This window comes from Halomonas bluephagenesis (assembly GCF_054790765.1).
This window is the reverse complement of sequence record NZ_CP133631.1, coordinates 350,599-374,963: the sequence shown is the minus strand read 5'-3', so window position 1 is coordinate 374,963 and position 24,365 is coordinate 350,599. Positions and strand designations below refer to the sequence as shown.

Here is a 24,365-nt window from a genome sequence, read left to right as displayed (position 1 = left end):
ACAGGCATGTCGGGCGCACGGCGGAAGCCGTGCGCTTTTTGTTTATTTAGCCAGTCGTAATGCAAAGCGGGTTACCTTCCCATAAGCTAGCGCTGGCGTGTTATTATCAAAGATTGTTTTGATGCGAGGATGCTTTCATGGGTGTTGTGGCCAAGCGGTCGTCGATGATCTTTTACTCTGGTAATGATGATCATTTTAGTCATCGTGTGCGCATTGTTCTGGCTGAAAAGGGGGTGGCAGTTGATATCGTAGATGTCAGCGATGAGCGTCCACCTGAAGAGTTAGCAGACCTCAACCCGTACAACAGCGTGCCTACGCTGCTGGATCGTGATCTAGTGCTTTATGAATCTAAGGTCATGATGGAATATTTGGATGAGCGTTTCCCACATCCGCCTCTGTTGCCCGTTTATCCGGTAGCGCGGGCGCAAAGCCGTTTGTGGATGCATCGTATTGAGCGCGAGTGGTGCCCGATGCTGGAGCAAATACGTACCGGTGGTAAAAAAGAAGCGGAAAAGGCACGCAAAGAGCTGCGCGAAAGCCTCATCGGGATTTCGCCTATCTTTGAAGACATGCCTTACTTTATGAGTGAAGAGTTTACACTTGTAGACTGCTGCCTAGCGCCGATTTTGTGGCGTTTGCCTGAGCTAAATATTGAGTTGCCTGAAAAACAGGTGAAGCCTCTACTGAGCTATATGTCGCGGGTGTTCGAACGTGAAGCGTTTAAGGCATCTTTAAACGAGCGTGAAAAAGAGATGCGCGCTTGAATTCATACTGCCTCTTTTCCTTAATCAGGCAAGGAGGCATATTTGTCAGGAGGAGGGAGTCTTATGAAATCGAGCCGTCCCTATCTCGCCCGAGCTCTCTATGAGTGGTTGTTAGATAATGAGTTAACGCCTTATGTGGTGGTTGATGCTACCCAGCCTGGCGTGGAAGTGCCACGTCAGTTTGTTCAAAATGGGCAAATTGTGTTGAATGTAGCGCCGACCGCTGTGCGTGACCTGTTCATGGAAAATCAGGCCATGGGTTTTAACGCTCGCTTTGGCGGCCAGCCTATGCAAGTAATGATTCCAACACCGGCGCTTATTGCGATATACGCTCGTGAAAATGGTGCTGGTATGGTATTTGGGCATGAGCCAGAGCTGGATGCGGCAGAGTTTGATGATGCAGAACTAGACGATAATTTTTCAGACTCTTTTGATGAATCGTCTAAGCCCGAATTAACGGTGACAGAGCCAGTCCCGGAAAAAGAGGGCGACGTGTCTGATCAGTCGTCTAAAAAGGCTAAGAAAAAGCCGACTCTGCGCGTAGTTAAGTAGAGTGGTTTTTTAACAATCTTACAGAAAGCAGTTGGTGAATAAAAACCTCGTCTCGGCACAATGCCGACGACGAGGTTTTTTTATAGTTCTGCGTTAATCAATCAATATAGTCAAAGACTTTAACGATTCGCTGAATGCCGCCAACCGATGATACTGCGTTAGCAATCCGGTCGCCTTCATCTCTTGTCACCATGCCCATCAAATACACATTCGCGTTTTCTGTGGTGATTTTCAGTTTTGATGAATCGATGCGGTCATTGGTGGCGAGGTGGCTCATAACATTGGTGGTTAGCCAAGTGTCGTTTAGGCGCTGGCTAGCGGGTAAATTCGCAGCAATACTGAGCTCGTTGTGTACTTGGTTAACGCCTCGTAGGGAGCCTGCGACTTCACCTGCTTTAGTGCGCAGTTCTTCGCTGGGTACTTGTCCTACTAAAAGTAATGAGCCGTTATAGCTGTGTGCCCTTATGCGTGAATCTCTCAATCGGGCGTCTGAGCGCTCCAGTGCTCGTGAGGCTTCGCGCTCAATAGTTGTGTCAATGGCTTCAACATCACTGCTGCGCTGACCATAATTGGAAGGGTTAGATGCCGCGTTATTAGCACATCCGGCGAGTAAAATAACGCTAAGTGCCGCAACGGCAATTAGTTTGTGTGAAGAATAACGCAGGGCCATAGCGATGACTCCTTTCAAAATGTTAAGTAAGCAGGTATTAATCTACCTGTTTGATTGTATCTGTTCAGTTTAATCTTCTCGGTTTAATTTGTTTAGTGCTGTCTATTTAGTTGGCGCCGCCAAATAGTTGCTCGTCAATTAAATCACATAAGCAGTGAATGACGAGTAGGTGAACTTCTTGAATGCGTGCAGTTGATGTCGCTGGAACACGAATCTCACAGTCATCCTGCCCGAGTAGTGATGCCATGTTGCCGCCATCTCTGCCGGTTAGGGCGACTACCGTCATGTCGCGGTCATGGGCTGCCTGGATGGCTTGAACGATGTTGGCTGAGTTGCCGCTGGTGGAGATGGCTAATAAGACGTCTCCAGGCTGGCCTAGCGCCCTAATCTGCTTGGAAAATACTTCATTATAGCTGTAGTCGTTAGCGATCGAAGTAAGCGTTGAGGTATCAGTTGTCAGCGCTAGTGCGGGTAGGCTGGGGCGCTCACGTTCAAAGCGATTTAGCAGCTCTGAAGAAAAGTGCTGGCTGTCACCTGCGCTGCCACCATTGCCGCAGGCGAGAACCTTGCCTTCATTAACTAAGCACTGCACCATCATTTGGCTGGCGACTTCGATAAAAGGCGGCAGCACTTCGCTGGCATACGTCTTCGTGTCTATGCTGGCGTTAAAGTGATTAAGTATGCGTGATTGAAAGTCCATTAGGGCTTCCTAGTTAAAAGTATCAGTAAGCATCAAAGGCCGCTTTTTCCCATTGGAATTCAAGCGTGGGGGGCGTGCCCGTGATTGCTAGAATATCAAAGCGACACGGACTTGAAACAGCATGTCGCGCGATATAGAGCTTAGCCGCTCGTATCAGGCGATGTCGCTTCTGAGCAGTGACGGTCTCTAAAGGGTGACCGTAGCGGGTAGTGGTGCGATGTTTGACCTCGATAAAGACCAGGGTGTCCTGGTCTTGCATCACAAGATCTAGCTCGCCGCCTTTGACATGATGATTGCTAGCGATAAGCGTTAAACCATGTTGCTGCAGCCATTGAGCGGCTAATTGCTCAATGGCTGCTCCCCGTGTTCGTGCTGTTTGCGGTGTATTGGACTTTTGATGATTATTGGTCATCGTTCAGCAGGCCGGGAATCAAAATGGGCGAAGGCACGCCATTTTGGAATTTAGCCCACGGTAATTCTCGATAAACCCTGCCATCACCTGAAAGGCGAAGTGTTCCAGTGCTTCCATTCAGGCCATCAAGGGCGGACAGATCTGATAGGCGAATGCCAAGTTCGTAGGCATCCACGCCCATTGCCATCAGGCGAAACATAGAGGCGTCAGATTCATTGCGGAGCTCTGCATACGTAGAGTAAAAGGGCAGTGCCTCTTCACCACCTACCGCTGCGTCAGGAATTTGCCAAGGAATATCGATGAACATCACGTCATTTAGATCTTGATCTAAGCGTGCTTGTAGACGCCCTTCATGAAGGTGAGAGGTAGCATAAATAGGAAGGTTGGGGGCGTAATAGTAGTCCATGGTGGGCGGTACTTGGCGTGCGTACTCGGGGAGTGCCAGCAGGAATAAGGCATCAATGTTGTTAAGGCGGGCGCGCTCGCCGCTGACATTGAGAGCCGTTTTTACTGCATTAGCCACGGCGCTGCTAGGATCATAGCGTACGGCGTTTGTGATCTCACCACCTTGGCCTTGCCATTCGTTCCAGAAAGCTTCGCCTACGCGTCGTCCCCAGGCGTTGTCGGGCACCATGATAGACATTTGACGATGGCCGTCCTGAAAGGCTCGGCGAGCTGCTTGGCGAGCTTCATCTTCAGCAGATAAACCATACTGGAGGAGTTGGGGCGCTTGATTGCTTGCACTGTTGCCATAGTTTAGAGCCAGTGTGGGTAGCGGTACATTATTTCGCTGCTCTAGTTGGGTGACTTGCTCTTTATCAATCGGGCCAATCAAAAGCTGAGCATTCATTTGCTCTGCACGTTGATAAATCTCGTCTAGTGAATATTGAGACGCATCGATGAAGCTCAGCTGTACATTATCTCCACGTAAGCCGTGATGGCTGCGCATGGCGGAAGTAATGGCATTAGCCACGCTACTTAATGGACCAGACTCTGGTAATGCCACTGCAATGCGGCGTATGTCGACACCCTCTAGTTCAGGTATAGATACTTTTGCTGGCTCTGCTTGATCCAAGGCTTGGCGTGCCCACTGCTGGCGTTCCGCAAGGGTTTTTTGTTGGTTTGCTTGCATGGGAAGTTCGTCATCAAGCACTTGGGTTGCGCGCAAGACGGCGCGGGGGTTTTCGAGGCCTCGGGCAAGTTCTGAGAAAAGCATTGCCCAGCGCACCCGATCCGATTCTGAGAGCATGTTTTCATCAACCGCATCGGCTGCGTCAAAAGCGTTGTCGCGTTGCCCTTGTCTAGCGAGGATATTTGCCGCTTCCAGTCGAGTCTTGGCTGCTTGCTCTGGCGCTTGCTGCTCTGCTTGACTGAGCAGTCGACTGGCATCCTGGTCAGGGACGCGGTCAACCACGCTTGGGGGTTGCATAGCGCACCCTGTGATTAGAAGCGCCATGAAGGCAGTGGCTAATAATCCACGTATTGACTGTTTCATGTATCCTTCCTTAGTTTCCATTTGCGCTGCCGCCGCTCAACGAGCAGATAAATTTACCATTGCACAAGCATAGCGCACCGTCAGTGCAGGCTATTAACAAATCGGGAGTCACGATGACACACCAACATCCGGGTATATTGTACGTGGTTGCCACGCCAATTGGGAATTTGGAAGACTTATCGCCACGCGCTGCTCGGGTATTAGCAGAAGTATCACGTATTGCTGCTGAGGATACACGTCACAGCGGCCGCTTGTTAGCGCATTTAGGCGTTAATACGCCGATGCTTTCATTACATGAACATAATGAAGCGCGGCGAGTCGATACGCTAGATAGTTACTTAATGGCGGGGGAAAATATTGCCCTTATCAGTGATGCTGGGACGCCGCTTATATGCGACCCAGGTTTCTTATTGGTCAGAGAGTTACGGTTGCGGGGCAGGCAGGTCGTCCCGCTTCCAGGGCCTTGTGCACTGGTCAGCGCGCTTTCAGCAGCTGGGTTGCCGACTGATAGGTTTACATTCGGGGGGTTTTTACCATCCAAGCCAAGTGCGCGACGGCAAGCGCTTGAAAAATGGCAGACCCGTGAGGAAACCTTGGTGTTCTATGAGTCGCCACACCGGATTGTGCATACTCTGGAAGCTTTGTGCGAGCAAATGCCGGATAGAGCAGTTGTGTTGGCAAGGGAGCTAACCAAGACATACGAAACCTTTCTGCAAGGTTTTCCCCAGGCATTACTTGAACAATTGTTACAAGATCCTAACCAGAGCCGAGGGGAGTTTGTAGTGATGATTGCAGGTGCGCCGCCAGTTGTGCGCGGTGACGAGCAATCGATTGTCGCTGATGAGCTGCTTAAAGCAATGCTGGTAGAGGGAGTTGGCGTTAAGCAGGGGGCCGCTGTCGCTGCAAAAATGCTAGGTGGCCGAAAGCAAGAATGGTACGCAAGATTGCAAGCATTGAAAGGTGAGCATTGAGGCGGCGGCGGGGCGCTGGTATGCTTGCCGCCGGAGTTGGCCAGACAGTCGCCGCTAACACACTTGTAAAAGTGTGTTGGGGGAGGAAAGTCCGGGCTCCATAGGGCAGAGTGCCAGGTAACGCCTGGGCGGCGTAAGTCGACGGAAAGTGCAGCAGAGAGTAGACCGCCTAAGCCTTTCGAGGCCGGTAAGGGTGAAAGGGTGCGGTAAGAGCGCACCGCGCGCCTGGCAACAGTGCGTGGCATGGTAAACCCCACTCGGAGCAAGACCAAATAGGGACCCAATGGCGTGGCCCGCGCTGGGTCCGGGTAGGTTGCTTGAGCGCTGTGGTGACGCAGCGCCTAGAGGAATGACTGTCCACGACAGAACCCGGCTTATCGGCCGACTCCCCATTTCCATAAAAGGTGCGCCGTTCGCATCTTTCTTAACATTGTGTGAGATTAACATGCCTTCTCCTGACGCTGACCAGGTTACTTCCCATTTTCGCCACACCAGCGTTTTACTAGAAGGGGCGGTAGATACACTTGTTCATAATCCCAGCGGTATTTATTTAGATGGCACGTTTGGGCGAGGTGGGCATTCCCGCGTTATTCTTTCGCGCTTGAGTGAGCAGGGTCGTTTAATGGCTATGGACCGTGACCCCCAAGCAATCGCAGCCGCTGAAGATATCGATGATCCTCGCTTCGACATTACGCAGCGGGAGTTCGCGCGGTTAGCCGAATATGCGCAAGAGCAGGGGGTTTACGGAAAGCTATCAGGCGTATTGTTAGATATCGGCGTTTCTTCTCCGCAATTAGATGATCCAGAGCGTGGCTTCAGTTTTATGCGCAATGGGCCTCTTGATATGCGTATGGATCCAACGCAAGGAGAGAGTGCTGCCGCGTTTTTAGCCCGTGCTAGCGAAAGTGATATTGCCAATGTGTTTAAAACCTATGGTGAAGAGCGTTACGCAAAGCGATTAGCGCGTGCCGTTGTTACGCGACGTGTAGAGAAACCTTTTACTCATACCGTCGATTTGGCAGAAGTATTAAAAGTGGCTCATCCTGCCTGGGAAAAGGGTCGTCACCCAGCGACTAAAGCATTTCAGGGGCTGCGTATTTATTTAAATGGTGAGCTTGATCAACTGGATGCAGCGCTTGAAGGGGCGTTGGAAGCGTTGGCGCCAGGCGGACACCTAGTTGTGATTAGCTTCCACTCTCTTGAAGATCGTCGTGTAAAACGCTTTATTCGCCACCACGTGCGTGGTGACACGCACTTGCCACGGGGCGTGCCCATTCGCGATGATCAGCTAAATCGCCGTCTTGAAGCCTTGGGTAAAGGAATGCGCCCAAGTGATGAAGAGGTAGATGCTAACCCCCGGGCGCGCAGTGCCGTCATGCGAGCCGCCCGTAAACGAGTGTGATCATGAGCATGGATCGGATTGAGCGTTGGGCGTCAACGTTGCGCACCGAATGGCCTTTCAAGCTACGTTTTCGCGCGTGGCCGGTTATTCTTATGGTGCTGTTTTTAGCGTGTGTTGTTACCGGTGGTTTAGTGGTTGCCACTACACATATGACGCGGGGGCAGTATGCGCAACTACAGCAATTAGAGCAGGAAAAAAATCAGCTGCAGACAGAATGGGGGCAGCTGCTATTGGAAGAGGGAGCGTGGTCTACTCCGGCCCGTATAGAGCAAATTGCTACGGAACGGCTTGAAATGCGCATCCCCGATGTGAATGACGTCGAGGTGATTCGGCCATGAAGCGCGAAAGTCGGGGAGGGATATCCCGTCAAATGCCTATCGCGCCGCCATTAGCTGGCGGACGTTTTTTATTTATTCTTATCATTGTAATGGTAGCGTCGGCCATCTTAGTTGGCAGGATTACGCTGCTTCAGGTAATTGATCGCCCTTTTTTACAAAGTCAAGGCGATGCCCGTACGCTTCGCCATGAAGCAATACCCGCACACCGCGGTATGATCACCGATCGAAACGGTGAGCCGCTGGCCATTTCTACGCCCGTTGTGACGCTTTGGGCAAACCCCCAAGAGCTACCTGCAGATGCCATTCAGCGAGTAATGTTGGCTCAAGCCTTAGGCATGTCGTTAGACGACTTTGAGTCGCGTGTTTCTCGGTATAGCAGTCGCGAGTTTATGTATCTTCGTCGTCAAATGACACCAGAAGCGGCTCAGCGAATACTAAACCTACGTACGCCAGGTGTTTATCCTCAGCGTGAATATAAGCGTTACTACCCAGCAGGTGAAGTGGCGGCCCAGTTACTCGGTGTTACAAATGTGGATGATGTGGGTCAAGAGGGGCTGGAGCTTTCTTATCAGCCTTATCTGGCGGGCCACCCTGGTCAGCGCCGCGTCATTAAAGATCGACGAGGGCGCTTGGTGCGTGAGCTTGGTGTTATTCGTGAAGCGCAGCCTGGGGGTGAGTTAACGTTGGCAATTGATCAGCGTATTCAGTACATGGCCTATCGAGAATTGCGCGCTGCCGTATCCGAACATGAAGCGGACGGGGGCGTATTAGTGATGCTCGATGCGCGTACTGGGGAGGTGTTGGCTATGGCTAACTTGCCTTCTTACAACCCGAATAACCGAGCTGGGTTGGATCCACGAGGTTTGCGCAATCAGGCACTAGTTGATGTGTTTGAGCCCGGGTCTGTTATGAAGCCTCTGGCAATGGCTGCAATACTAGAAAGTGGCGTTGTAAATCGCGATGCTGTGGTGGATACCTCGCCTGGCTGGATGCGCTTGGATCAGTTCACTATTCGTGATTTCCGTAATTATGGTGAGTTAGATTTGGCGGGGGTTCTAGAAAAATCTTCGAATGTAGGCATGTCTCGCTTAGCGCTGCAGCTAAGCGATACTGCCATTTGGGAAAAATACAATCAATTAGGGCTTGGGCAGGCACCAGGAACCGGCTTTCCTGGTGAGGCAACAGGCAGTTTGCCGGCGCCAGTGCGTTGGTCTCGAAGCGAGCGAGCGACGCTTTCCTATGGCTACGGTCTCTCTGTTTCAGCAGTTCAATTAGCCAGTGCTTACACAGCGCTTGCAAATAACGGCGATCGCTTACCTCCTTCGCTGTTAAGGCTTTCTGAACCTCCCCAAGGCATTCCCGCCATATCGCCTACGGTTGCCAATGATTTGCTGAATATTTTAGAAACGTCGGTCGCAGCTTATACAGGTGGACGGCGAGCTCGCGTTGAGGGCTATCGTGTGGGGGGGGAAACGGGCACGGTGCGTAAAATAGGGCAGCAAGGCTATACCACAGATGCTTATCGCAGTGTTTTTGCGGGGATTGCACCTATTTCTGACCCGCGTATTGTTACCGTCGTTATGATTGATCACCCTCGCGCCGGCGAGTTTTATGGCGGAGCGGTGGCTGCCCCGGTGTTCTCTAGCGTTACAGGTAATGCCCTACGTTTGCTGGACGTGCCGCCCGATCATGAGGTCGAGTAGCATTTAAGGAGATTGCATGAGGTTGTCCCCAGAAAGTCTATGGGTAGCGTTAAAGCAGATTTGGCCTAACGCCGTGTTGCCTGAAGCGCTGCCTATATTGCCGGAGCAGCTTCGCTTAGTGACTGATACGCGTAAGTTGGCGATGGGCGATGTATTTGTGGCGGTTCCAGGTAGTCAGCGTGATGGTTATGACTTTGTTGACCAAGCGTTGGCGGCAGGCGCATCACTCGTTTTGGCGCACACTAAAGAAGGCAGCGTCACCTTGGACGGGAGCATTCTTTATTTGCCTCACCTGTCTATGCGGCTTGGTGAATTGGGCCGTGCCCTGTTTTCTGTTCCCAGTGACCTTCAGGTGATTGGGGTGACCGGTACTAATGGAAAAAGCTCTGTTACTCATTACATCGCGGCGTTAAGCGAATTACTTGGAAAGCCAGCAGGAGTGATAGGAACATTAGGTGTTGGTCGCCTTGGTCAACTGGCCGACACAGGCCTTACCACGCCTGGTTCATTAACAATGCAAGAAACCTTGGCTGATTTAGCTAGTCAAGGGGTGAAGCGTGTGGCACTTGAAGCTTCTTCACATGCCCTTGAGCAGCGCCGACTAGATGCAGTGAACGTCACCGCAGGGGTGTTTACCAACCTGACACGAGATCACCTTGATTACCATGGCAGTATGGCGGCATACGCCGCTGCAAAAGCAAAACTGTTCCGGCGTTCTGAGCTTGTGCTTGCGGTAGTCAATGCGGATGATCCGCTTGCGCGGCTGATGTTGGCGGGTAGTGATAGCAGTGTGCGTGTTTTGGCGATTGGTGGTGACGAAGCAGTGACGCTTCGCGTGCTTGGCTGGCATCCCCATGAGCATGGTCAGCAGGCCCTTATTGCTACGCCGGAAGGTGAGAAAACGCTTGATCTTGGTTTGATGGGGCGATTTAACCTAGACAATGTGCTGCTAGCTATTAGCGTGCTTTATGGGTTGGGCGAGCCATTAGACCGACTGTTTGAGTTGGCGGCGGAGTTAGACCCAGTGCCTGGACGTATGGCGCTGTACCGCGAGGCAGATTCGCCCAGCGTTGTTATTGATTATGCGCACACGCCTGATGCATTAGCCAATGCCCTCGAAGCGCTGAAAGAGCATTTAGGGAGCGCTGGCAAGCTATGGTGCTTGTTCGGTTGTGGAGGTGAGCGTGATACTGGTAAGCGAGCTGAAATGGCCGCTGTAGCGGAGCAACGGGCTGATCATGTGATTGTTACTGACGATAATCCGCGTAATGAGTCTGCCGAGAAAATTCGCCAGCAAATTATCTCGGGTTTTTCTGCTGCGGCTGCATTTACGGAAGTAGGTGATCGTTGTCAGGCGATTTGTCACGCGATTCAGCATGCCGATACCCAGGACGTTATCTTAGTGGCTGGGAAAGGTCATGAAGACTATCAGCACATCGGTAACGTGCGTCACGACTACCGAGATAGCGAACAAGTGTTAAAAGCCTTCAAACTTAGGGCTGCCATGTGATGAACTGGTCGTTAGCTAGCATTGCCTCTGCGCTAAAGCTTTCTGTTCCAAAAGCCTTATGCGAGTTATCGGTAACGGCGGTAATCACAGATACGCGCCACATTGTGTCTGGGTGTCTGTTTGTTGCTTTAAAGGGGCCGCGTTTTGATGGCCATGATTTTATTGAGCAGGCGCTTGAGAAAGGTGCTGTAGCTGCTCTGGTTGAGCGTCCGGTTAGCAGTTTGCTCCCTCAGTTGGTATGTACAGATACTCGATTGGGTCTTGGCCTGCTGGCGCGGGCTTGGCGTCAGCAGTGCGAATTATCGCTGGTGGCTGTCACCGGCAACAGCGGTAAAACAACCGTGAAAGAGATGACCGCCGCGCTACTTTCTCCATTAGGCGGTGTGCTTGCTACAGAGGGCAACTTAAACAACGACATTGGTGCGCCGCTGACGTTGTTGCGTTTAGCAACGCATCATCAGGTGGGCGTGATTGAGCTAGGGGCTAACCATCTGGGCGAAATTGCCTGGACCAGCCAGCTGACCTCCCCAAATGTCGCCATCATTACCAATGTGACCGGCGCGCATGTCGGAGAATTTGGTGGTATGGGGCAAATTGCCCAAGCCAAAAGCGAAATATTAGCCGGCCTCAGTGAAGATGGTATTGCGGTGCTAAATCGTGATGATCGCTACTTTGAGTTTTGGTCAGCCTGTGCGGGGAGCAAGAAAATTGTAAGCTACGGCTTACATGGTGATGCGGACGTTCACGCGTCGGCACTTTCCTGCGACTCTTTGGGGCGGTATGCTTTTACGCTTGTTAAATGTGGCCAAGTACTGGGTGACGTACAATTACCCTTGATCGGTAAGCATAATGTGAGTAATGCCTTGGCTGCCGCTGCAGCGGCTCTCGCGTTAGGCGTTACCTCCGAGCAAGTGGTGGTGGGGCTGTCCGAACTGTCCTCGTTATCTGGTCGGTTAAGCATAGTGCCCGGCATACGCAATACAACGCTGTTGGACGATACTTACAACGCGAATCCTGGTGCTGTAAAAGCAGCGTTGGATGCGTTAGCAAACTTTCCTACACCACGGTGGTGTGCGCTTGGCGCAATGGGGGAGTTGGGCAGCGAGTCTCATGCCTTACATGCTGAGATTGGTCATTACGCCGCGTCACTGGGTATCGACACATTGCTGACCTTTGGTGATGCCGCCCGTTCAGCAAGTGAAGCCTTTGGTCGCGGGCTGCATTTTGACGACCACGAGACGCTAGTGCGTCATGTTATTAATACTCTGCCGCCTAACACCACGCTACTGGTGAAAGGGTCTCGTAGTGCAGGCATGGAAAATGTCATTGCTGCGCTACGTGCGGATGAAACAAGGTAAGCGCCGTTCATGTTACTTCACCTGGCGAATTTTCTAGCCCAATATCAGTCAGCTTTCCAAGTTTTTAACTATTTAACCTTACGTGTCATTCTCGCAGCGCTAACGGCCCTCATGCTATGCCTGTGGCTTGGCCCCTGGGTGATACGCCGGTTAGTAGAAGGCCAGATTGGCCAAGCGATTCGTGATGATGGCCCTCAGTCCCACTTGTCCAAAGCAGGCACGCCAACCATGGGCGGTGCAATGATTTTGCTGGCTATTGCTATCAGTACTTTGGTCTGGGGCGATTTAACTAACCATTATGTTTGGATAGTGCTACTGGTCACATTGGGCTTCGGGGCTGTTGGCTGGGTCGATGATTATCGTAAGGTGGTTGAAAAGAACCCGCGTGGACTGCCCGCTCGCTGGAAGTATTTCTGGCAGTCAGTGGTGGGTATTGGCGCTGCCGTCGTGCTTTATCTCACAGCCGCTACACCGGCTGAAACTAGCTTATTGATCCCAATGTTTAAAGATGTCGCGCTGCCCCTTGGCGTGTTCTACATCGTGTTAACCTATTTTGTGATCGTAGGCAGCTCTAACGCAGTCAATCTCACGGATGGTCTTGATGGCTTGGCGATCATGCCCACCGTGCTGGTGGCAATGGGCTTGTCCGTATTTGCCTATGCAAGCGGGAACGCCGTGTTTGCTAACTATTTACATATTCCTTTTATTCATGGCACCGGCGAGTTAGCCGTTTTTTGTGCCACTATTGCTGGTGCTGGCCTGGGCTTCTTGTGGTTTAACACTTATCCAGCTCAGGTGTTTATGGGGGATGTGGGCGCGTTGGCACTAGGTGCAGCGCTAGGCGTTGTCGCCGTTATTGTGCGCCAAGAAATTGTGCTGTTTATTATGGGCGGTATCTTTGTACTTGAAACGGTCTCGGTGATTCTTCAAGTTGGCTCTTATAAGCTCACCGGTCGGCGTATTTTCCGCATGGCACCTTTGCATCACCACTACGAGTTGAAAGGTTGGCCAGAGCCGCGGGTAATTGTTCGTTTCTGGATTATTACCGTTGTGCTGGTGCTGCTAGGGCTGGCCACGCTGAAAGTTCGATGATTAGCAGAGTAATAGTGGCAGGGTTGCCGCTATTAGCGTGATGCACACAGGAGCCGGTCATCGTGCGAGTCGCAAATGGAGTCACCGTTGTTATTGGCCTTGGGATATCCGGGCAAGCTATCTGCCGGCATCTGGCACGCCAAGGTACGCCCTTTATGGTGGCAGATACGCGAGCAGAACCTCCGGGGTTGCTTACTTTTAAAAACGAAAACCCCGGTGTTGAGGTTTATTGTGGCCCGCTGACGGCGCTTGATCTTACGAATGCCTACGAAGTTGTTGTAAGCCCTGGCGTAGACCCTCATTCGCCAGGGCTTGAAGGTTTGCTAGAGCGTTATAATCCAGCAACGGGTGAACCTATGCTGGTAGGCGAAATTGCTTTGTTTGTTCGCGCTGTGAATGCGCCGGTCGCTGCTATTACCGGCTCTAATGCCAAGTCAACGGTTACAACATTACTCGGTGAGATGGCTAGAGCTGCTGGTGTTAAAGCGGCAGTGGGTGGCAATTTAGGCACGCCTGCATTGGATTTATTAGCTGAATGCCCAGATGCCGAGCTTTACATCCTTGAACTCTCAAGTTTTCAGCTGGAAACAACGCCTTATTTGGGGGCTAAAGCGGCTGCTTTTTTTAATCTCTGTGAAGATCATTTAGACCGTCATGGAGATATAATGGGTTACCGCTGCGCTAAACAGCGTATTTTTCTTGGTGCGCAATCAGCCATTGTCAGCGCGGATGACGCGCTCACTTGGCCAGAGGCGCCTGTGGATCATGTAGAGCGTTTCACGGCCTTTGCGCCCAAAGGCAATGACTGGGGGTTAGCTGAAAAAGACGGCGAGCTAATGTTGTTCCATGGTGATGCTGCATGGCTTAGCACAGAAGGACTTGCTATTGCGGGTCGGCATAACTACGCCAATGCACTAGCAGCGTTGGCAATGGGCAAGGCGTTGGGCTTCGCAAAAGCGCCGATGTGTCAGGCGTTAGCTGCTTTTAAGGGGTTGCCTCATCGTAGTGAAGTAATTGTTCGAATGAATGGCGTTATGTGGGTGAATGATTCAAAAGGTACTAACGTCGGCGCTACGCTGGCGGCGATTCAAGGCATTAGCGCGTCGCTAAAAGGGAAAGTTATATTATTGGCCGGCGGCGTCGGTAAAGGTGCTGATTTTTCACCCCTGGCGACGCCATTAGCCAAGTGCGCCAAAGCCGCGCTGCTGTTTGGCGCTGATGCGCACCGTCTTGAGGCGGCGTTGTCATCATCTGTGCCAGTGCATTTAGTAGATGATTTAATTCAAGCAATGGAAGTAGCCTGGGAAAAAGCAGAACCTGGCGACTGTGTATTGCTGTCACCCGCCTGCGCAAGCTTAGATCAATTTGTAAATTACCAAGCGAGAGGCGATGCCTTTCGGTATTGGGTTGAGCAAAAGTATAAACAGCATAATCACTCAGGAGAGAGGTTATGAGTCGAGTGCAGCGTATTCGTGATGCTTTGACAACGCGTCATTTACCCTCCGATGTGTGGTTAATCGTCGCCGCTGTAGCGTTAGCTGGATTGGGCTGGGTGATGGTAAGTTCAGCATCTGTAGGGCTGCTTGAAAATAGTTATCACTATGCTCGCCAGCATGGGATTTTTCTATTCCTAGCAATACTGGCTTTTTTTTTTATGCTGTGTGTTCCGATGGAGGCGTGGCGTCAAAACGCAGCATTAATCTTGCTAGTTAGTATTTTTATGCTTGCGCTAGTGCTATTGATTGGGCAAGAGGTGAATGGCAGTAAGCGCTGGATTTCTCTACCTGGCCCGTTACCCAGTCTGCAGGTTTCCGAGCTTGGAAAAATCGGTCTGATTTTTTACATGGCAGCGTTCATGTCTCGCTTTACCTATGACCTGCGCCGTCGAGCGTTAAGTATGTGGCGACCTTTAGCAGTGCTTGCCGTTCCGGCGGGACTGCTCTTTCTGGCCCCTGATTTTGGCGGCATGGGGGTTTATACCGTGTGCGTTATTGGTATGTTAATGATGAGCGGCGCTTCACTTACCTTACTATTTGGAAGTGGCGGCGTATTGGCAGCTGGTGCCGTGATGATGGTCGTTATGGAGCCTTATCGATTAGCGCGCTGGACAAGCTTCTTGGACCCATGGGCTGATCAGTTTGCTACTGGTTATCAGCTTACTCAGGCGCTGATTGCATTCGGTCGAGGGCATGTGACCGGTACCGGATTAGGTAATAGCGTTCAGAAACTTCACTACTTGCCTGAAGCTCACACGGACTTTATTTTTGCTGTGATCGCGGAAGAGCTTGGCATGATTGGTGCCATCCTCGTTGTACTGCTGTTCACGTTGCTAATTACTAGGGCGATGTTGATTGGTCGTCGTGCGGAATTGGCAGGCCATCTTTTCGGTGCCTATGTCAGCTATGGCATAGGTTTCGTTATTGCAGCCCAGGCATTCATCAATATGGCGGTAAGCTCAGGCCTGTTGCCAACGAAAGGGCTAACATTGCCTCTTATTAGCTATGGCGGTTCAAGTTTATTGGTAACCGGTATCATGATTGGCCTGTTGTTGCGTGTAGATGCAGAAACGCGTCACCGGCCACGTCGCGTATCGACACCCTACAAATCACGCCATGAACCTCGGTTATCGTAACTATTCAAGGAGTTGTTTGTGACGACGAACGCACGTCGACGCATCTTAATTATGGCGGGAGGTACCGGAGGTCATGTTATTCCGGCGCTTTCACTAGCACGTTCGCTCAAAGCTCACAATGTCGACGTTGAATGGCTAGGAAGCCCAAGAGGAATCGAGAACCGCCTAGTGCCAGAAGCTGGTATTACGCTTCATACCATCGAGATAAGCGGTCTGCGTGGCAAAGGGGTAGCTGGCTGGCTGAAGGCACCGCTGAACCTTTCCCAAGCAGTGCTCCAAGCGCGAAAGGTAATTCGTCGCTTTAACCCTGATGTGGTGGTTGGACTAGGTGGCTTTGCCAGTGGCCCTGGTGGGTTGGCGGCGTGGCTTTCCAGAGTGCCATTGGTGATTCATGAGCAAAATGCCATCGCTGGACTGACCAATAAGGTGCTCTCGAAATTAGCGACACGCACTTACGCGGCGTTTGCTGAGGCTTTTGGTGACAAGGCTGAGGTGATTGGCAACCCGGTACGAGAAGATATTGCTGCATTGGGTGAGCATCCCAGGAATGCTTCTGAACTTGCCGCTCGTCCGCTGCGGCTATTAGTTGTTGGTGGCTCGCTAGGGGCGGTCGCGTTGAATGAGCGCTTACCGCCAGGGTTAGCCGGTTTGCCTCCAGAGCGGCGCCCTGATGTCCGTCACCAAGCTGGCAAAGAGCGCGATGTGGCGACGGCAAACGCCTACGTTGAGCATGGGATCGTGGCAGATGTTAGTCCTTTTATTGACGATATGGCCGCTGCTTATGAGTGGGCAGATTTAGTCGTTTGCCGAGCCGGAGCGTTAACGGTGGCAGAGCTTGCCGCAGCAGCGAAGCCCGCTTTGCTAGTACCGTTTCCATTTGCTGTTGATGATCATCAGCGGGTCAATGCTGACGTTTTAGTAAAGGCAGGAGCGGCGCTTTGTGTGACACAGTCTGAGCTTACCCCCGAGCGATTAACACACTATTTAGATGAGCTATTAGTCCCAAGCGTATTGTCAGATATGGCTTCTAAAGCCCGTCAGGCTGCCTATTTAGAGGCGACTGAACGGCTTACTAAGGGATGTTTAGCGCTAGTTAAACAAGGAGAGACTGCGTGACCGATTCTATTAATAACGCGTTGCACTCAGGTGTCCGTCCAAGTGGCCCTGGTATGCGCCGTATTAAGCGTTTGCATTTTGTTGGCATCGGTGGCGCAGGTATGTGTGGAATCGCTGAGGTGCTCGCTAATCAGGGTTATAGCGTTAGCGGCAGCGATATGAAGGCCTCGAATGTTGTTGAGCGCCTTCGTCAGTGTGGTGTTCAGGTTGCGATCGGCCATGCTGAAGAAAATGTAGTGGGAGCTGACGTCGTCGTTGTTTCCAGCGCTATTGATGCAACAAATCCTGAAATCCGCTGGGCTCATGAGCATCGTGTGCCAGTGGTCAGACGTGCTGAAATGCTGGCCGAGCTAATGCGTTTTCGCCATGGTATCGCTGTCGCGGGAACCCATGGGAAGACGACCACAACCAGTTTGACTGCCACGCTTCTTGCAGAAGGCGGGTTGGACCCCACTTTTGTGATTGGTGGAAAACTCACTAGTGCTGGCGCTAACGCGCGGTTGGGGGAGGGTGACTATTTAGTTGCTGAGGCTGATGAGTCGGATGCGTCGTTCCTTCATCTTCAGCCAATGGTTTCTATTGTGACGAACATAGATGCAGACCATATGGCCACTTATGGTGGTGATTTTGAGCGTCTAAAAAGTACATTTATCGAGTTTCTTCATAATCTGCCGTTCTATGGGCTGGCGGGATTGTGTATTGACGATGCTAACATTCGGTCGCTGCGTGATCAGGTGAAGCGCCAGTTTGTGACCTACGGTTTCGATGAAGATGCTGACTACCGCATTGTGGATTTTACTCAGCAAGGTGGTGAGGTCTCGTTTACCGCAGTGCGCCCTGGGGAAGCTGCTCCATTGGCTATTCGGCTAGCAATGCCTGGTCGCCACAATGCGTTAAACGCTATGGCGGCTATTGTTGTAGCAACAGATGCCGGGGTAAGTGACGATGCTATTCTCCGTGGACTGGCAAGTTTTGCCGGTGTGGGGCGTCGCTTTCAAGTGCATGGCTATTTCAGTGCCCCTAATGCTGATGGCGAGATCATGTTAGTGGATGATTACGGACACCACCCCCGTGAAGTTGATATGGTTATTCAGGCGGTTCGTGCAGGTTGGCCGGAACGTCGACTGGTCATGTTGTATCAGCCGCATCGCTATAGTCGCACCCGGGATCTTTATGAGGATTTCGTTCGTGTGCTTTCTCAAGTGGATACGCTCGTTCTACTGGATGTCTACAGCGCTGGGAAAGCCGTGATTCCTGGCGCGGAAGGTCGAACCCTTGCCGGGTCTATTCGTCAGCGAGGAGAAGTCGATCCATTGTTCGTTGAGCATAAGCAGGAGCTACCTGCACTGTTAAGCAAGCTTCTGCGTCCTGGGGATATTTTTATTACTCAAGGCGCTGGTGATGTGGGTGGTATTTCGCTTCGTTTCGCGCAAGCCAAGTTATCGCTAGATAAGGTAGAGCTATGAGTGCAGCAATGTCACTGAATGACCCCTTGGCACGCGTCGTCGTTGTTTACGGTGGTACTTCAGCAGAGCGCGAGGTGTCTCTTAAAAGCGGTGCTGCTGTGCTTGGTGCGTTAAAGCGTCAAGGTATCGATGCTATTGGCTACGATCCAAAAGAAGAGGGATTGGTAGGGCTAGAACGCCTTGCTCCAACGGCTGTTTTTGTGGCTCTTCATGGTCGTGGTGGCGAAGATGGCACGTTACAGGGAGCGCTAGAGCTGTTAGGGCTGCCTTATACCGGCAGTGGTGTGCTGGCGTCAGCCTTAGGAATGGATAAGCAGCGCACGAAGCAGGTTTGGCAAGCCGTTGGCTTGCCCACGCCTGAAAGCATTATGCTCAGCGAGACATCTGATTGGTCCATGGTGGTGTCACAATTAGGTTTGCCCATGATGGTGAAGCCTGTTCACGAGGGCTCCACGCTGGGTATTAGTATCGTTAAAAGCCGGGAAGCGTTAGAGGCTGCCTATCATGAGGCGGCGAACTATGATGCCCGTGTTATGGCTGAGCGTTTCGTTGTGGGTGAAGAGTATACCGTTGCGCTGTTAGATAATGATGTATTGCCTGCTATTCGTGTTGAAGTCCCCGGTGGCTTTTATGATTACGAAGCGAAATACATTGCTAACACTACCCAATACCACCTTCCTAGCGGCTTATCATCTGTTGATGAACAGTCCTTGGCTAACCTATGCAAGGAAGCGTTTGATGCTGTAGGTGGCGAAGGGTGGGGGCGTGTCGATGTGATGCGCGACGCGATGGGCAAGTTTTGGCTTATTGAGGTTAATACGGTACCAGGGATGACTGATCACAGTTTAGTGCCTCAAGCGGCAGCACATGCGGGCATTGATTTTGATCAGTTGGTGTTGCGAATATTGAATACTGCGGTTCAGCGCAGCTGCTCATGAAAAAGCGTAATGCGTGGTTGGGGCTCATCTTGCTGGTACTGTTGCTAGGTGCTGGTGGGCGAGCGCTATGGCTATGGTTAGATAGGCCTATTGAGCGTGTGTCTATTCGTGGCGAGTGGGAGTATGTGAGTGCTGATTACCTCCGTACTCAGTTAGCCCCGCTCGTTCAAGAGGCAACTTGGCTCTCTGCAGATTTAGGCGAGTTGCGTCAGCGTGCGCTGAGAATTGGTTGGCTGAATGAAGTCAGAATTTCTCGTGAGTGGCCGAATGCGCTTGTTTTTGAGCTGGTAGAACAAACGCCAGTGGCCCGTTGGAACGATGATTTTCTGCTTAACCCTCAAGGTGAGTCGTTTGCATTTGCGCCACTAAGCGTTCCTAAGGGGCTTCCCGATTTAGCAGGGCCGACAGGCAGCGGAGAAGAGGTGCTTACTTATTATCGTCGCTTAACACCTCATTTCCAGGGTTTGTCGCTGTCACTTTCCCAATTGCGTCTAGAGCCACGCGGTGCATGGCGGCTTCCGTTAAGTAATGGTGCTTGGGTAATGTTAGGAAGACGCCAACACGAAATCCGACTAGCTCGACTCTCAGCGTCGTGGCAGCGTGAACTTGCCCAGCTTGGCGATCATATTCGCTATATCGACTTGCGTTATCCCAATGGTGTTGCCGTTGCTTGGCACGGAGAAAGTGATTTTGCAGAAGAAAATGAGTAATAAGCGACTTACAATGTGCAAGAAGTAGGTAAATGTAAGTGGTTGCCAACACCGAAAAGCCATGAATAGGGTTTAAATTGCCCACAAAGACGATTATCGTAGGCCTGCGCTAGTCGTATTGTGGGTATTGTTTCTATACTATGTTATAGCTGATGTTTTTTTATAGGCTTTTTTATTTAATAGCTGTCAGCATTTGGCTTGATGTTACGGTAAGCGTCAATGTTATTTCGCGTGATTTTGTATCTCCGTTTTAACAATTCAGCGCAGTTGCAACTAACAAGTTTCTTTTTAAATTTTTCTAGGAGATTATCCGACTCATGGCAGGCTCACCCAACGCATCCAATATGGTTGTCGGGCTGGACATTGGAACGTCCAAAGTCGTCGCGATAGTCGGTCAACCCACCGATGATGGTGGAATTGAGATAGCGGGTATCGGCTCTCATCCATCACGCGGCATGAAGCGCGGTGTTGTCATTAATATCGAATCAACCGTGCAATCTATTCAGCGCGCCGTTGAAGAAGCAGAATTAATGGCCGGTTGTGATATTCACTCTGTCTATGTCGGAGTTGCTGGCAGTCATATCAGTTCAATGAACTCAGATGGTGTGGTTGCCATTAAAGAAAGGGAAGTCACACCATCCGATATTGAACGTGTCATCGATTCTGCTCGCGCACGTGCGGTTTCTGAGGGGCAGCGTGTACTTCATGTATTGCCCCAAGAGTTCTCAATCGACGCTCAAGGCGGTATCCGTGAACCTCTAGGGATGTCAGGTGTACGCTTAGAGGCGCAGGTCCACTTGGTGACAGCGGCATTGAACGCCGTTCAAAATATTGAAAAATGTGTGCGGCGCTGTGGTTTAGACGTTGACGCTATTATTCTTGAACAGCTAGCTTCTAGTATGGCGGTGCTCACCGAAGACGAGCGTGAATTAGGCGTTTGCATGGTGGATATTGGTGGGGGTACCACTGATATGGCCATTTTCAGCGAAGGAGCCATTCGTCATACAGCCGTTATCCCTATCGCGGGTGACCAAGTAACTAACGACATAGCGATGGCACTGCGTACGCCCACGCAGCACGCTGAAGAGATTAAAGTTAAATACGCTTGTGCACTTACACAACTGGCTGCAAGCGATGAAATGATTAAAGTTCCCAGCGTAGGGGATCGTCCGGCTCGTGATTTATCGCGACAGGCACTTGCTGAAGTGGTTGAGCCGCGTTACGAGGAACTATTTACGTTGGTGAGGGACGAATTACGCCGTAGTGGCTATGAAGATATGGTGGCTGCTGGTGTTGTGCTCACTGGTGGCACCTCGCGTATGGAAGGGGTTAGCGAATTGGCAGAAGAGATTTTTCATATGCCTGTTCGTATTGCTTGTCCGCAAAATGTCAAAGGTTTGGCTGACGTGGTACGCAATCCTATTTATGCAACAGGTGTGGGTTTACTGCATTATGCATTGCAAGAAGCGCGACATGGGCAAGGCCTAGAAAGCCACGGGGGAGTCGTTGCTGCGCATAAAGGGCGCAACGAGGTCGCCCGGCGTGATATCAAGGAAGGTCAATCGGCGCTGGCAAGAATCAAAGGCTGGTTCAAAGGAAATTTCTGACAGGGCCGCAAGCGCGGTTCAGGAGACGGGGCTTATGTTCGAATTGGTAGATAACGCACCCTCGAGCAGTGCGGTCATCAAAGTGGTCGGTGTTGGCGGCGGCGGTGGCAACGCAGTTAACCACATGGTCGAAAGTAATATCGAAGGCGTTGAATTTATCTGCGCTAACACCGACGCTCAAGCACTTAAACGGGTGTCTGCAAAAACTGTCTTGCAGCTTGGTAGCGAAATCACCAAAGGGCTCGGAGCAGGTGCCAACCCTGAAGTAGGCCGCCAGGCAGCCATGGAAGACCGTGATCGCATCGCTGAGTTATTAACCGGTGCAGACATGGTGTTCATTACGGCTGGGATGGGGGGGGGCACAGGAACCGGCGGTGCGCCTGTTGTTGCTCAGGTTGCCAAAGAGCTGGGTATTCTGACAGTTGCCGTGGTAACTCGTCCCTTCCCGTTTGAAGGGCCGAAGCGCATGCGCGCAGCTGAAGAAGGCATGAAAGAGCTTTCAGAGCATGTTGATTCGCTGATCACTATTCCAAACGAAAAACTGCTTTCTGTACTTGGAAAGAACGCCACGCTGTTAACTGCTTTTAGCGCTGCTAACGATGTGTTGTTGGGAGCCGTTCAGGGCATTGCAGAGCTTATTACCAGCCCAGGCATTATTAACGTCGATTTTGCTGATGTACGCACCGTTATGTCAGAAATGGGCATGGCGATGATGGGGACCGGTGGGGCTACTGGCGAGAATCGTGCTCGTGAAGCGGCTGAGAAAGCCATTCGTAGCCCGCTGCTTGAAGACATTGATCTACACGGTGCTCGCGGTATTCTGGTCAATATTACTGCTGGCCCTGACTTGTCGATTGGTGAATTCAACGACGTAGGTGCCACTGTTCAAGAGTTTGCCTCTCAGGAAGCAACGATCGTGGTGGGCACTTCTATCGACATGGAAATGTCCGATGAGCTACGTGTGACCGTGGTGGCTGCTGGTTTGGATAACAACAAAGGTAAAGTTGCCTCACGCGAGCCAGCGCGTAGGTCTGCTGCGGAAGCATCCTCAGATTATCGTAAGCTGCAGCAACCCACTGTTATGCGTCAGCAAGCAACGGCACGTGCAGAAGCCCCTGAGCCAGCTGCGAAACCTCGTCCTGATAAGCGTCGAGCCCCAGACGCCGATGACTATTTGGACATTCCCGCATTTTTACGTCGTCAGGCAGATTAATCGGCGCCATCAGCGTTCACTAAAGCAGCAAACGAGAGTTTTATTGGTTAAAACGCTCGTTTGCTGTTAAAGTGAACACTGTTTCTTTACTTTCTTTCCCCTAGCGGTACTTGTCGGCGCTTCTGCCGGTGACCGCCGTCATTAGAGTTCGACCACTGCCCATGATCAGACAACGCACATTACAAAACGTCATTCGCGCCACCGGAGTGGGTCTGCACTCTGGCAAAAAAGTCCACTTGGCTTTGCGCCCGGCGCCGGCTAATACCGGAATTGTGTTTATCCGGACCGATTTGGAGCCTGTGGCTCACGTACCTGCTCGTGCCGAATTGGTGGAAGACACCACATTATGCACTGCGCTTTCTTACAAGGGCGTGAAAGTCGCTACGGTCGAGCATTTAATGTCGGCATTTGCCGGATTGGGCATTGATAACGCCTATGTCGATGTAAGTGCACCTGAAGTGCCTATCATGGACGGTAGTGCCAGCCCTTTTGTATTCTTAATTCAGTCGGCGGGCATTTTAGAGCAAGATGCGCCTAAGAAATTCATTCGAATTAAGCGCCGCGTTGCCGTCAGTGATGGCGATAAAGAAGCCGTTTTTTTGCCGCATCAAGGCTTTAAAGTTTCTTTTGCAATTGACTTTGATCACCCTGTGTTTGAGCAGCAAAAACAAACTGCGTTGATCGATTTTTCAACGACGTCGTTTGTTAAAGAGGTTTCTCGTGCACGTACCTTCGGGTTTATGCGCGATCTCGAATTTTTACGATCCAATAATCTTGCGCTTGGTGGTAGCTTAGATAATGCTATTGTTGTGGATGACTACCGCATCGTGAACGAAGGTGGTCTGCGTTACGACGATGAGTTCGTCAAGCATAAGGTGCTTGATGCTATTGGTGATTTGTACCAGCTGGGCCACAGTTTGATTGGCGAGTTCCAGGGTGTTAAATCGGGACACGCGCTCAACAACCAGTTGTGCCGCGAGCTATTGGCGCAGCCCGACGCCTATGAAATCGTCACATTTGAAGAAGATAAAGCGGTTGCGCCTATCTCTTACTCGGCACCTGCAATGGCATAGGTTAAACACCTGTCAGATTTTTGGGTAGTACGATCGCAACAGTAAAAAGCACCGCTCTGGCGGTGCTTTTGCATTTTAACGCTGGGATTAACATGGCGATTAATGTTTATTCATCTGAATGCTTAGGTGCATGAGCCGCTAAGCGCTCCAAGGCGTTTTTAAGGGAGGGGTTGTCGGTATCTTTTGCGCACTCGGCTAGCGTTTTGCCTGCATTCTCAGAGAGGGTGCGAGTGTAGCGCTTCGGGCTCTCAATTGGCCGTACAGGTCGCACTTTAAGTGTAAAGCCGGTGACACTCTCAAATCCTGGTAGCTGATGCAGTAGCACAAGCAGTCGCGGTTGTTCATAGCGTAACCATGTTAGCCAGCTTGCCTGGCCGCTTATTAGCGTCAATCGCCCCTCTCGAAAGCCTCCGACGAAAATATGTTCGCGCATTGCTTCAGGAAGGTGAGCACGTAAATGACGCTGAGCCTGATCAATTAAGCGGGACTGTCGCATAAGCTGTCCCGCGCTGCCAGACTTGGTCAGCAGTTGGGTAATGGGCTGTGCGCGAGATCGCTTAACCTTTATACTCATAAGCTTGAATCCTGGAACGTTGTTGGCTGAGTCGCATTAACGGTTGCCACCAACGTCTTATATTGTCTT

Annotated in this window: 23 protein-coding genes and 1 other RNA gene; 19 read left to right on the top strand and 5 right to left on the bottom strand. The window is 51.3% G+C overall.

The features are described from left to right. The first annotated feature begins 137 nt into the window (after nt 1–137). Both sspA and REH51_RS01750 read left to right on the top strand, forming a co-directional pair. The gene (gene sspA, locus REH51_RS01755; RefSeq protein WP_009721998.1) at nt 138–764 is read left to right on the top strand and encodes a stringent starvation protein SspA; all 627 of its coding nucleotides are present in this window, start codon (nt 138–140) and stop codon (nt 762–764) included. A 63-nt stretch (nt 765–827) separates the two neighbouring features. Further along, the gene (locus tag REH51_RS01750; RefSeq protein WP_009721999.1) at nt 828–1,316 is read left to right on the top strand and encodes a ClpXP protease specificity-enhancing factor; all 489 of its coding nucleotides are present in this window, start codon (nt 828–830) and stop codon (nt 1,314–1,316) included. Between the two features lie 97 nt (nt 1,317–1,413). Here the strand turns inward: REH51_RS01750 and REH51_RS01745 are convergent, their stop codons facing one another. From REH51_RS01745 to REH51_RS01730, 4 genes are all read right to left on the bottom strand, one after another. Continuing rightward, nucleotides 1,414–1,986, bottom strand: coding sequence for a BON domain-containing protein (locus tag REH51_RS01745; RefSeq protein ID WP_009722000.1), 573 nt, complete (start codon nt 1,984–1,986; stop codon nt 1,414–1,416). Between the two features lie 106 nt (nt 1,987–2,092). Next, on the bottom strand, nt 2,093–2,686 hold the full coding sequence (locus tag REH51_RS01740) for a phosphoheptose isomerase (RefSeq protein WP_009722001.1): 594 nt from the start codon (nt 2,684–2,686) through the stop codon (nt 2,093–2,095). Nucleotides 2,687–2,708: 22 nt separating this feature from the next. Continuing rightward, on the bottom strand, nt 2,709–3,098 hold the full coding sequence (locus REH51_RS01735; RefSeq protein ID WP_009722002.1) for a YraN family protein: 390 nt from the start codon (nt 3,096–3,098) through the stop codon (nt 2,709–2,711). Further along, on the bottom strand, nt 3,088–4,593 hold the full coding sequence (locus tag REH51_RS01730; protein ID WP_009722003.1) for a penicillin-binding protein activator: 1,506 nt from the start codon (nt 4,591–4,593) through the stop codon (nt 3,088–3,090). Before REH51_RS01730 ends, REH51_RS01735 begins: the two co-directional genes overlap by 11 nt. 113 nt (nt 4,594–4,706) lie before the next feature. Between REH51_RS01730 and rsmI the strand changes: the two genes are divergently transcribed. The 17 genes from rsmI to lpxC all read left to right on the top strand — a co-directional run bounded on the left by rsmI (nt 4,707) and on the right by lpxC (nt 23,722). Then, nucleotides 4,707–5,564 carry a 16S rRNA (cytidine(1402)-2'-O)-methyltransferase gene (gene rsmI / locus REH51_RS01725; RefSeq protein ID WP_009722004.1) on the top strand — a complete coding sequence of 286 codons (858 nt, stop codon included), beginning with the start codon at nt 4,707–4,709 and terminating at the stop codon, nt 5,562–5,564. 32 nt (nt 5,565–5,596) lie between these two features. After that, nucleotides 5,597–5,957, top strand: an RNA gene (rnpB, locus tag REH51_RS01720) — RNase P RNA component class A. A gap of 52 nt (nt 5,958–6,009) precedes the next feature. Continuing rightward, nucleotides 6,010–6,966: a 16S rRNA (cytosine(1402)-N(4))-methyltransferase RsmH gene (gene rsmH / locus REH51_RS01715; RefSeq protein WP_009722005.1), complete on the top strand. Its 957-nt coding sequence runs from the start codon at nt 6,010–6,012 to the stop codon at nt 6,964–6,966. 2 nt (nt 6,967–6,968) lie between these two features. Then, on the top strand, nt 6,969–7,304 hold the full coding sequence (ftsL, locus tag REH51_RS01710; protein ID WP_498936700.1) for a cell division protein FtsL: 336 nt from the start codon (nt 6,969–6,971) through the stop codon (nt 7,302–7,304). After that, nucleotides 7,301–9,007 (top strand): peptidoglycan D,D-transpeptidase FtsI family protein, encoded by a 1,707-nt coding sequence (locus REH51_RS01705; RefSeq protein WP_498936699.1) that lies wholly within the window; start codon nt 7,301–7,303, stop codon nt 9,005–9,007. The genes ftsL and REH51_RS01705 overlap by 4 nt, the downstream gene beginning before the upstream one ends. 16 nt (nt 9,008–9,023) lie before the next feature. After that, nucleotides 9,024–10,517 (top strand): UDP-N-acetylmuramoyl-L-alanyl-D-glutamate--2,6-diaminopimelate ligase, encoded by a 1,494-nt coding sequence (locus tag REH51_RS01700; RefSeq protein ID WP_009722008.1) that lies wholly within the window; start codon nt 9,024–9,026, stop codon nt 10,515–10,517. After that, on the top strand, nt 10,517–11,875 hold the full coding sequence (locus REH51_RS01695) for a UDP-N-acetylmuramoyl-tripeptide--D-alanyl-D-alanine ligase (protein WP_009722009.1): 1,359 nt from the start codon (nt 10,517–10,519) through the stop codon (nt 11,873–11,875). The genes REH51_RS01700 and REH51_RS01695 overlap by 1 nt, the downstream gene beginning before the upstream one ends. Nucleotides 11,876–11,884: 9 nt before the next feature. Then, nucleotides 11,885–12,967: a phospho-N-acetylmuramoyl-pentapeptide-transferase gene (mraY, locus tag REH51_RS01690; protein ID WP_009722010.1), complete on the top strand. Its 1,083-nt coding sequence runs from the start codon at nt 11,885–11,887 to the stop codon at nt 12,965–12,967. 59 nt (nt 12,968–13,026) lie between these two features. Beyond that, nucleotides 13,027–14,421, top strand: a complete 1,395-nt coding sequence (gene murD / locus REH51_RS01685) for a UDP-N-acetylmuramoyl-L-alanine--D-glutamate ligase (RefSeq protein WP_498937697.1) — start codon at nt 13,027–13,029, stop codon at nt 14,419–14,421. Continuing rightward, nucleotides 14,418–15,599: a putative lipid II flippase FtsW gene (gene ftsW / locus REH51_RS01680; protein ID WP_498936697.1), complete on the top strand. Its 1,182-nt coding sequence runs from the start codon at nt 14,418–14,420 to the stop codon at nt 15,597–15,599. The genes murD and ftsW overlap by 4 nt, the downstream gene beginning before the upstream one ends. A gap of 18 nt (nt 15,600–15,617) precedes the next feature. Next, nucleotides 15,618–16,715, top strand: coding sequence for an undecaprenyldiphospho-muramoylpentapeptide beta-N-acetylglucosaminyltransferase (murG, locus tag REH51_RS01675; protein ID WP_009722013.1), 1,098 nt, complete (start codon nt 15,618–15,620; stop codon nt 16,713–16,715). 53 nt (nt 16,716–16,768) lie between these two features. Then, nucleotides 16,769–18,181, top strand: coding sequence for a UDP-N-acetylmuramate--L-alanine ligase (gene murC, locus REH51_RS01670; RefSeq protein WP_498937695.1), 1,413 nt, complete (start codon nt 16,769–16,771; stop codon nt 18,179–18,181). Continuing rightward, nucleotides 18,178–19,119, top strand: coding sequence for a D-alanine--D-alanine ligase (locus REH51_RS01665; RefSeq protein WP_009722015.1), 942 nt, complete (start codon nt 18,178–18,180; stop codon nt 19,117–19,119). The genes murC and REH51_RS01665 overlap by 4 nt, the downstream gene beginning before the upstream one ends. Next, nucleotides 19,116–19,829, top strand: a complete 714-nt coding sequence (locus REH51_RS01660; protein ID WP_498936695.1) for a cell division protein FtsQ/DivIB — start codon at nt 19,116–19,118, stop codon at nt 19,827–19,829. Before REH51_RS01665 ends, REH51_RS01660 begins: the two co-directional genes overlap by 4 nt. 317 nt (nt 19,830–20,146) lie before the next feature. Next, the gene (gene ftsA, locus REH51_RS01655; protein ID WP_009722017.1) at nt 20,147–21,436 is read left to right on the top strand and encodes a cell division protein FtsA; all 1,290 of its coding nucleotides are present in this window, start codon (nt 20,147–20,149) and stop codon (nt 21,434–21,436) included. Between the two features lie 34 nt (nt 21,437–21,470). Further along, on the top strand, nt 21,471–22,649 hold the full coding sequence (gene ftsZ, locus REH51_RS01650) for a cell division protein FtsZ (protein ID WP_009722018.1): 1,179 nt from the start codon (nt 21,471–21,473) through the stop codon (nt 22,647–22,649). Between the two features lie 161 nt (nt 22,650–22,810). Continuing rightward, the gene (gene lpxC, locus REH51_RS01645) at nt 22,811–23,722 is read left to right on the top strand and encodes a UDP-3-O-acyl-N-acetylglucosamine deacetylase (protein WP_009722019.1); all 912 of its coding nucleotides are present in this window, start codon (nt 22,811–22,813) and stop codon (nt 23,720–23,722) included. 106 nt (nt 23,723–23,828) lie between these two features. Here the strand turns inward: lpxC and REH51_RS01640 are convergent, their stop codons facing one another. Continuing rightward, nucleotides 23,829–24,296 (bottom strand): DUF721 domain-containing protein, encoded by a 468-nt coding sequence (locus REH51_RS01640; RefSeq protein WP_009722020.1) that lies wholly within the window; start codon nt 24,294–24,296, stop codon nt 23,829–23,831. Between the last annotated feature and the right edge of the window lie 69 nt (nt 24,297–24,365).

Excerpts from the sequence above, each read along its gene's own strand:
- sspA (WP_009721998.1), top strand. The coding sequence starts at position 138 with ATGGGTGTTGTGGCCAAGCGGTCGTCGATGATCTTTTACTCTGGTAAT.
- REH51_RS01750 (WP_009721999.1), top strand. The coding sequence starts at position 828 with ATGAAATCGAGCCGTCCCTATCTCGCCCGAGCTCTCTATGAGTGGTTG.
- REH51_RS01745 (WP_009722000.1), bottom strand. The coding sequence starts at position 1,986 with ATGGCCCTGCGTTATTCTTCACACAAACTAATTGCCGTTGCGGCACTT.
- REH51_RS01740 (WP_009722001.1), bottom strand. The coding sequence starts at position 2,686 with ATGGACTTTCAATCACGCATACTTAATCACTTTAACGCCAGCATAGAC.
- REH51_RS01735 (WP_009722002.1), bottom strand. The coding sequence starts at position 3,098 with ATGACCAATAATCATCAAAAGTCCAATACACCGCAAACAGCACGAACA.
- REH51_RS01730 (WP_009722003.1), bottom strand. The coding sequence starts at position 4,593 with ATGAAACAGTCAATACGTGGATTATTAGCCACTGCCTTCATGGCGCTT.
- rsmI (WP_009722004.1), top strand. The coding sequence starts at position 4,707 with ATGACACACCAACATCCGGGTATATTGTACGTGGTTGCCACGCCAATT.
- rsmH (WP_009722005.1), top strand. The coding sequence starts at position 6,010 with ATGCCTTCTCCTGACGCTGACCAGGTTACTTCCCATTTTCGCCACACC.
- ftsL (WP_498936700.1), top strand. The coding sequence starts at position 6,969 with ATGAGCATGGATCGGATTGAGCGTTGGGCGTCAACGTTGCGCACCGAA.
- REH51_RS01705 (WP_498936699.1), top strand. The coding sequence starts at position 7,301 with ATGAAGCGCGAAAGTCGGGGAGGGATATCCCGTCAAATGCCTATCGCG.
- REH51_RS01700 (WP_009722008.1), top strand. The coding sequence starts at position 9,024 with ATGAGGTTGTCCCCAGAAAGTCTATGGGTAGCGTTAAAGCAGATTTGG.
- REH51_RS01695 (WP_009722009.1), top strand. The coding sequence starts at position 10,517 with ATGAACTGGTCGTTAGCTAGCATTGCCTCTGCGCTAAAGCTTTCTGTT.
- mraY (WP_009722010.1), top strand. The coding sequence starts at position 11,885 with ATGTTACTTCACCTGGCGAATTTTCTAGCCCAATATCAGTCAGCTTTC.
- ftsW (WP_498936697.1), top strand. The coding sequence starts at position 14,418 with ATGAGTCGAGTGCAGCGTATTCGTGATGCTTTGACAACGCGTCATTTA.
- murC (WP_498937695.1), top strand. The coding sequence starts at position 16,769 with ATGCGCCGTATTAAGCGTTTGCATTTTGTTGGCATCGGTGGCGCAGGT.
- REH51_RS01665 (WP_009722015.1), top strand. The coding sequence starts at position 18,178 with ATGAGTGCAGCAATGTCACTGAATGACCCCTTGGCACGCGTCGTCGTT.
- REH51_RS01660 (WP_498936695.1), top strand. The coding sequence starts at position 19,116 with ATGAAAAAGCGTAATGCGTGGTTGGGGCTCATCTTGCTGGTACTGTTG.
- ftsA (WP_009722017.1), top strand. The coding sequence starts at position 20,147 with ATGGCAGGCTCACCCAACGCATCCAATATGGTTGTCGGGCTGGACATT.
- ftsZ (WP_009722018.1), top strand. The coding sequence starts at position 21,471 with ATGTTCGAATTGGTAGATAACGCACCCTCGAGCAGTGCGGTCATCAAA.
- lpxC (WP_009722019.1), top strand. The coding sequence starts at position 22,811 with ATGATCAGACAACGCACATTACAAAACGTCATTCGCGCCACCGGAGTG.
- REH51_RS01640 (WP_009722020.1), bottom strand. The coding sequence starts at position 24,296 with ATGAGTATAAAGGTTAAGCGATCTCGCGCACAGCCCATTACCCAACTG.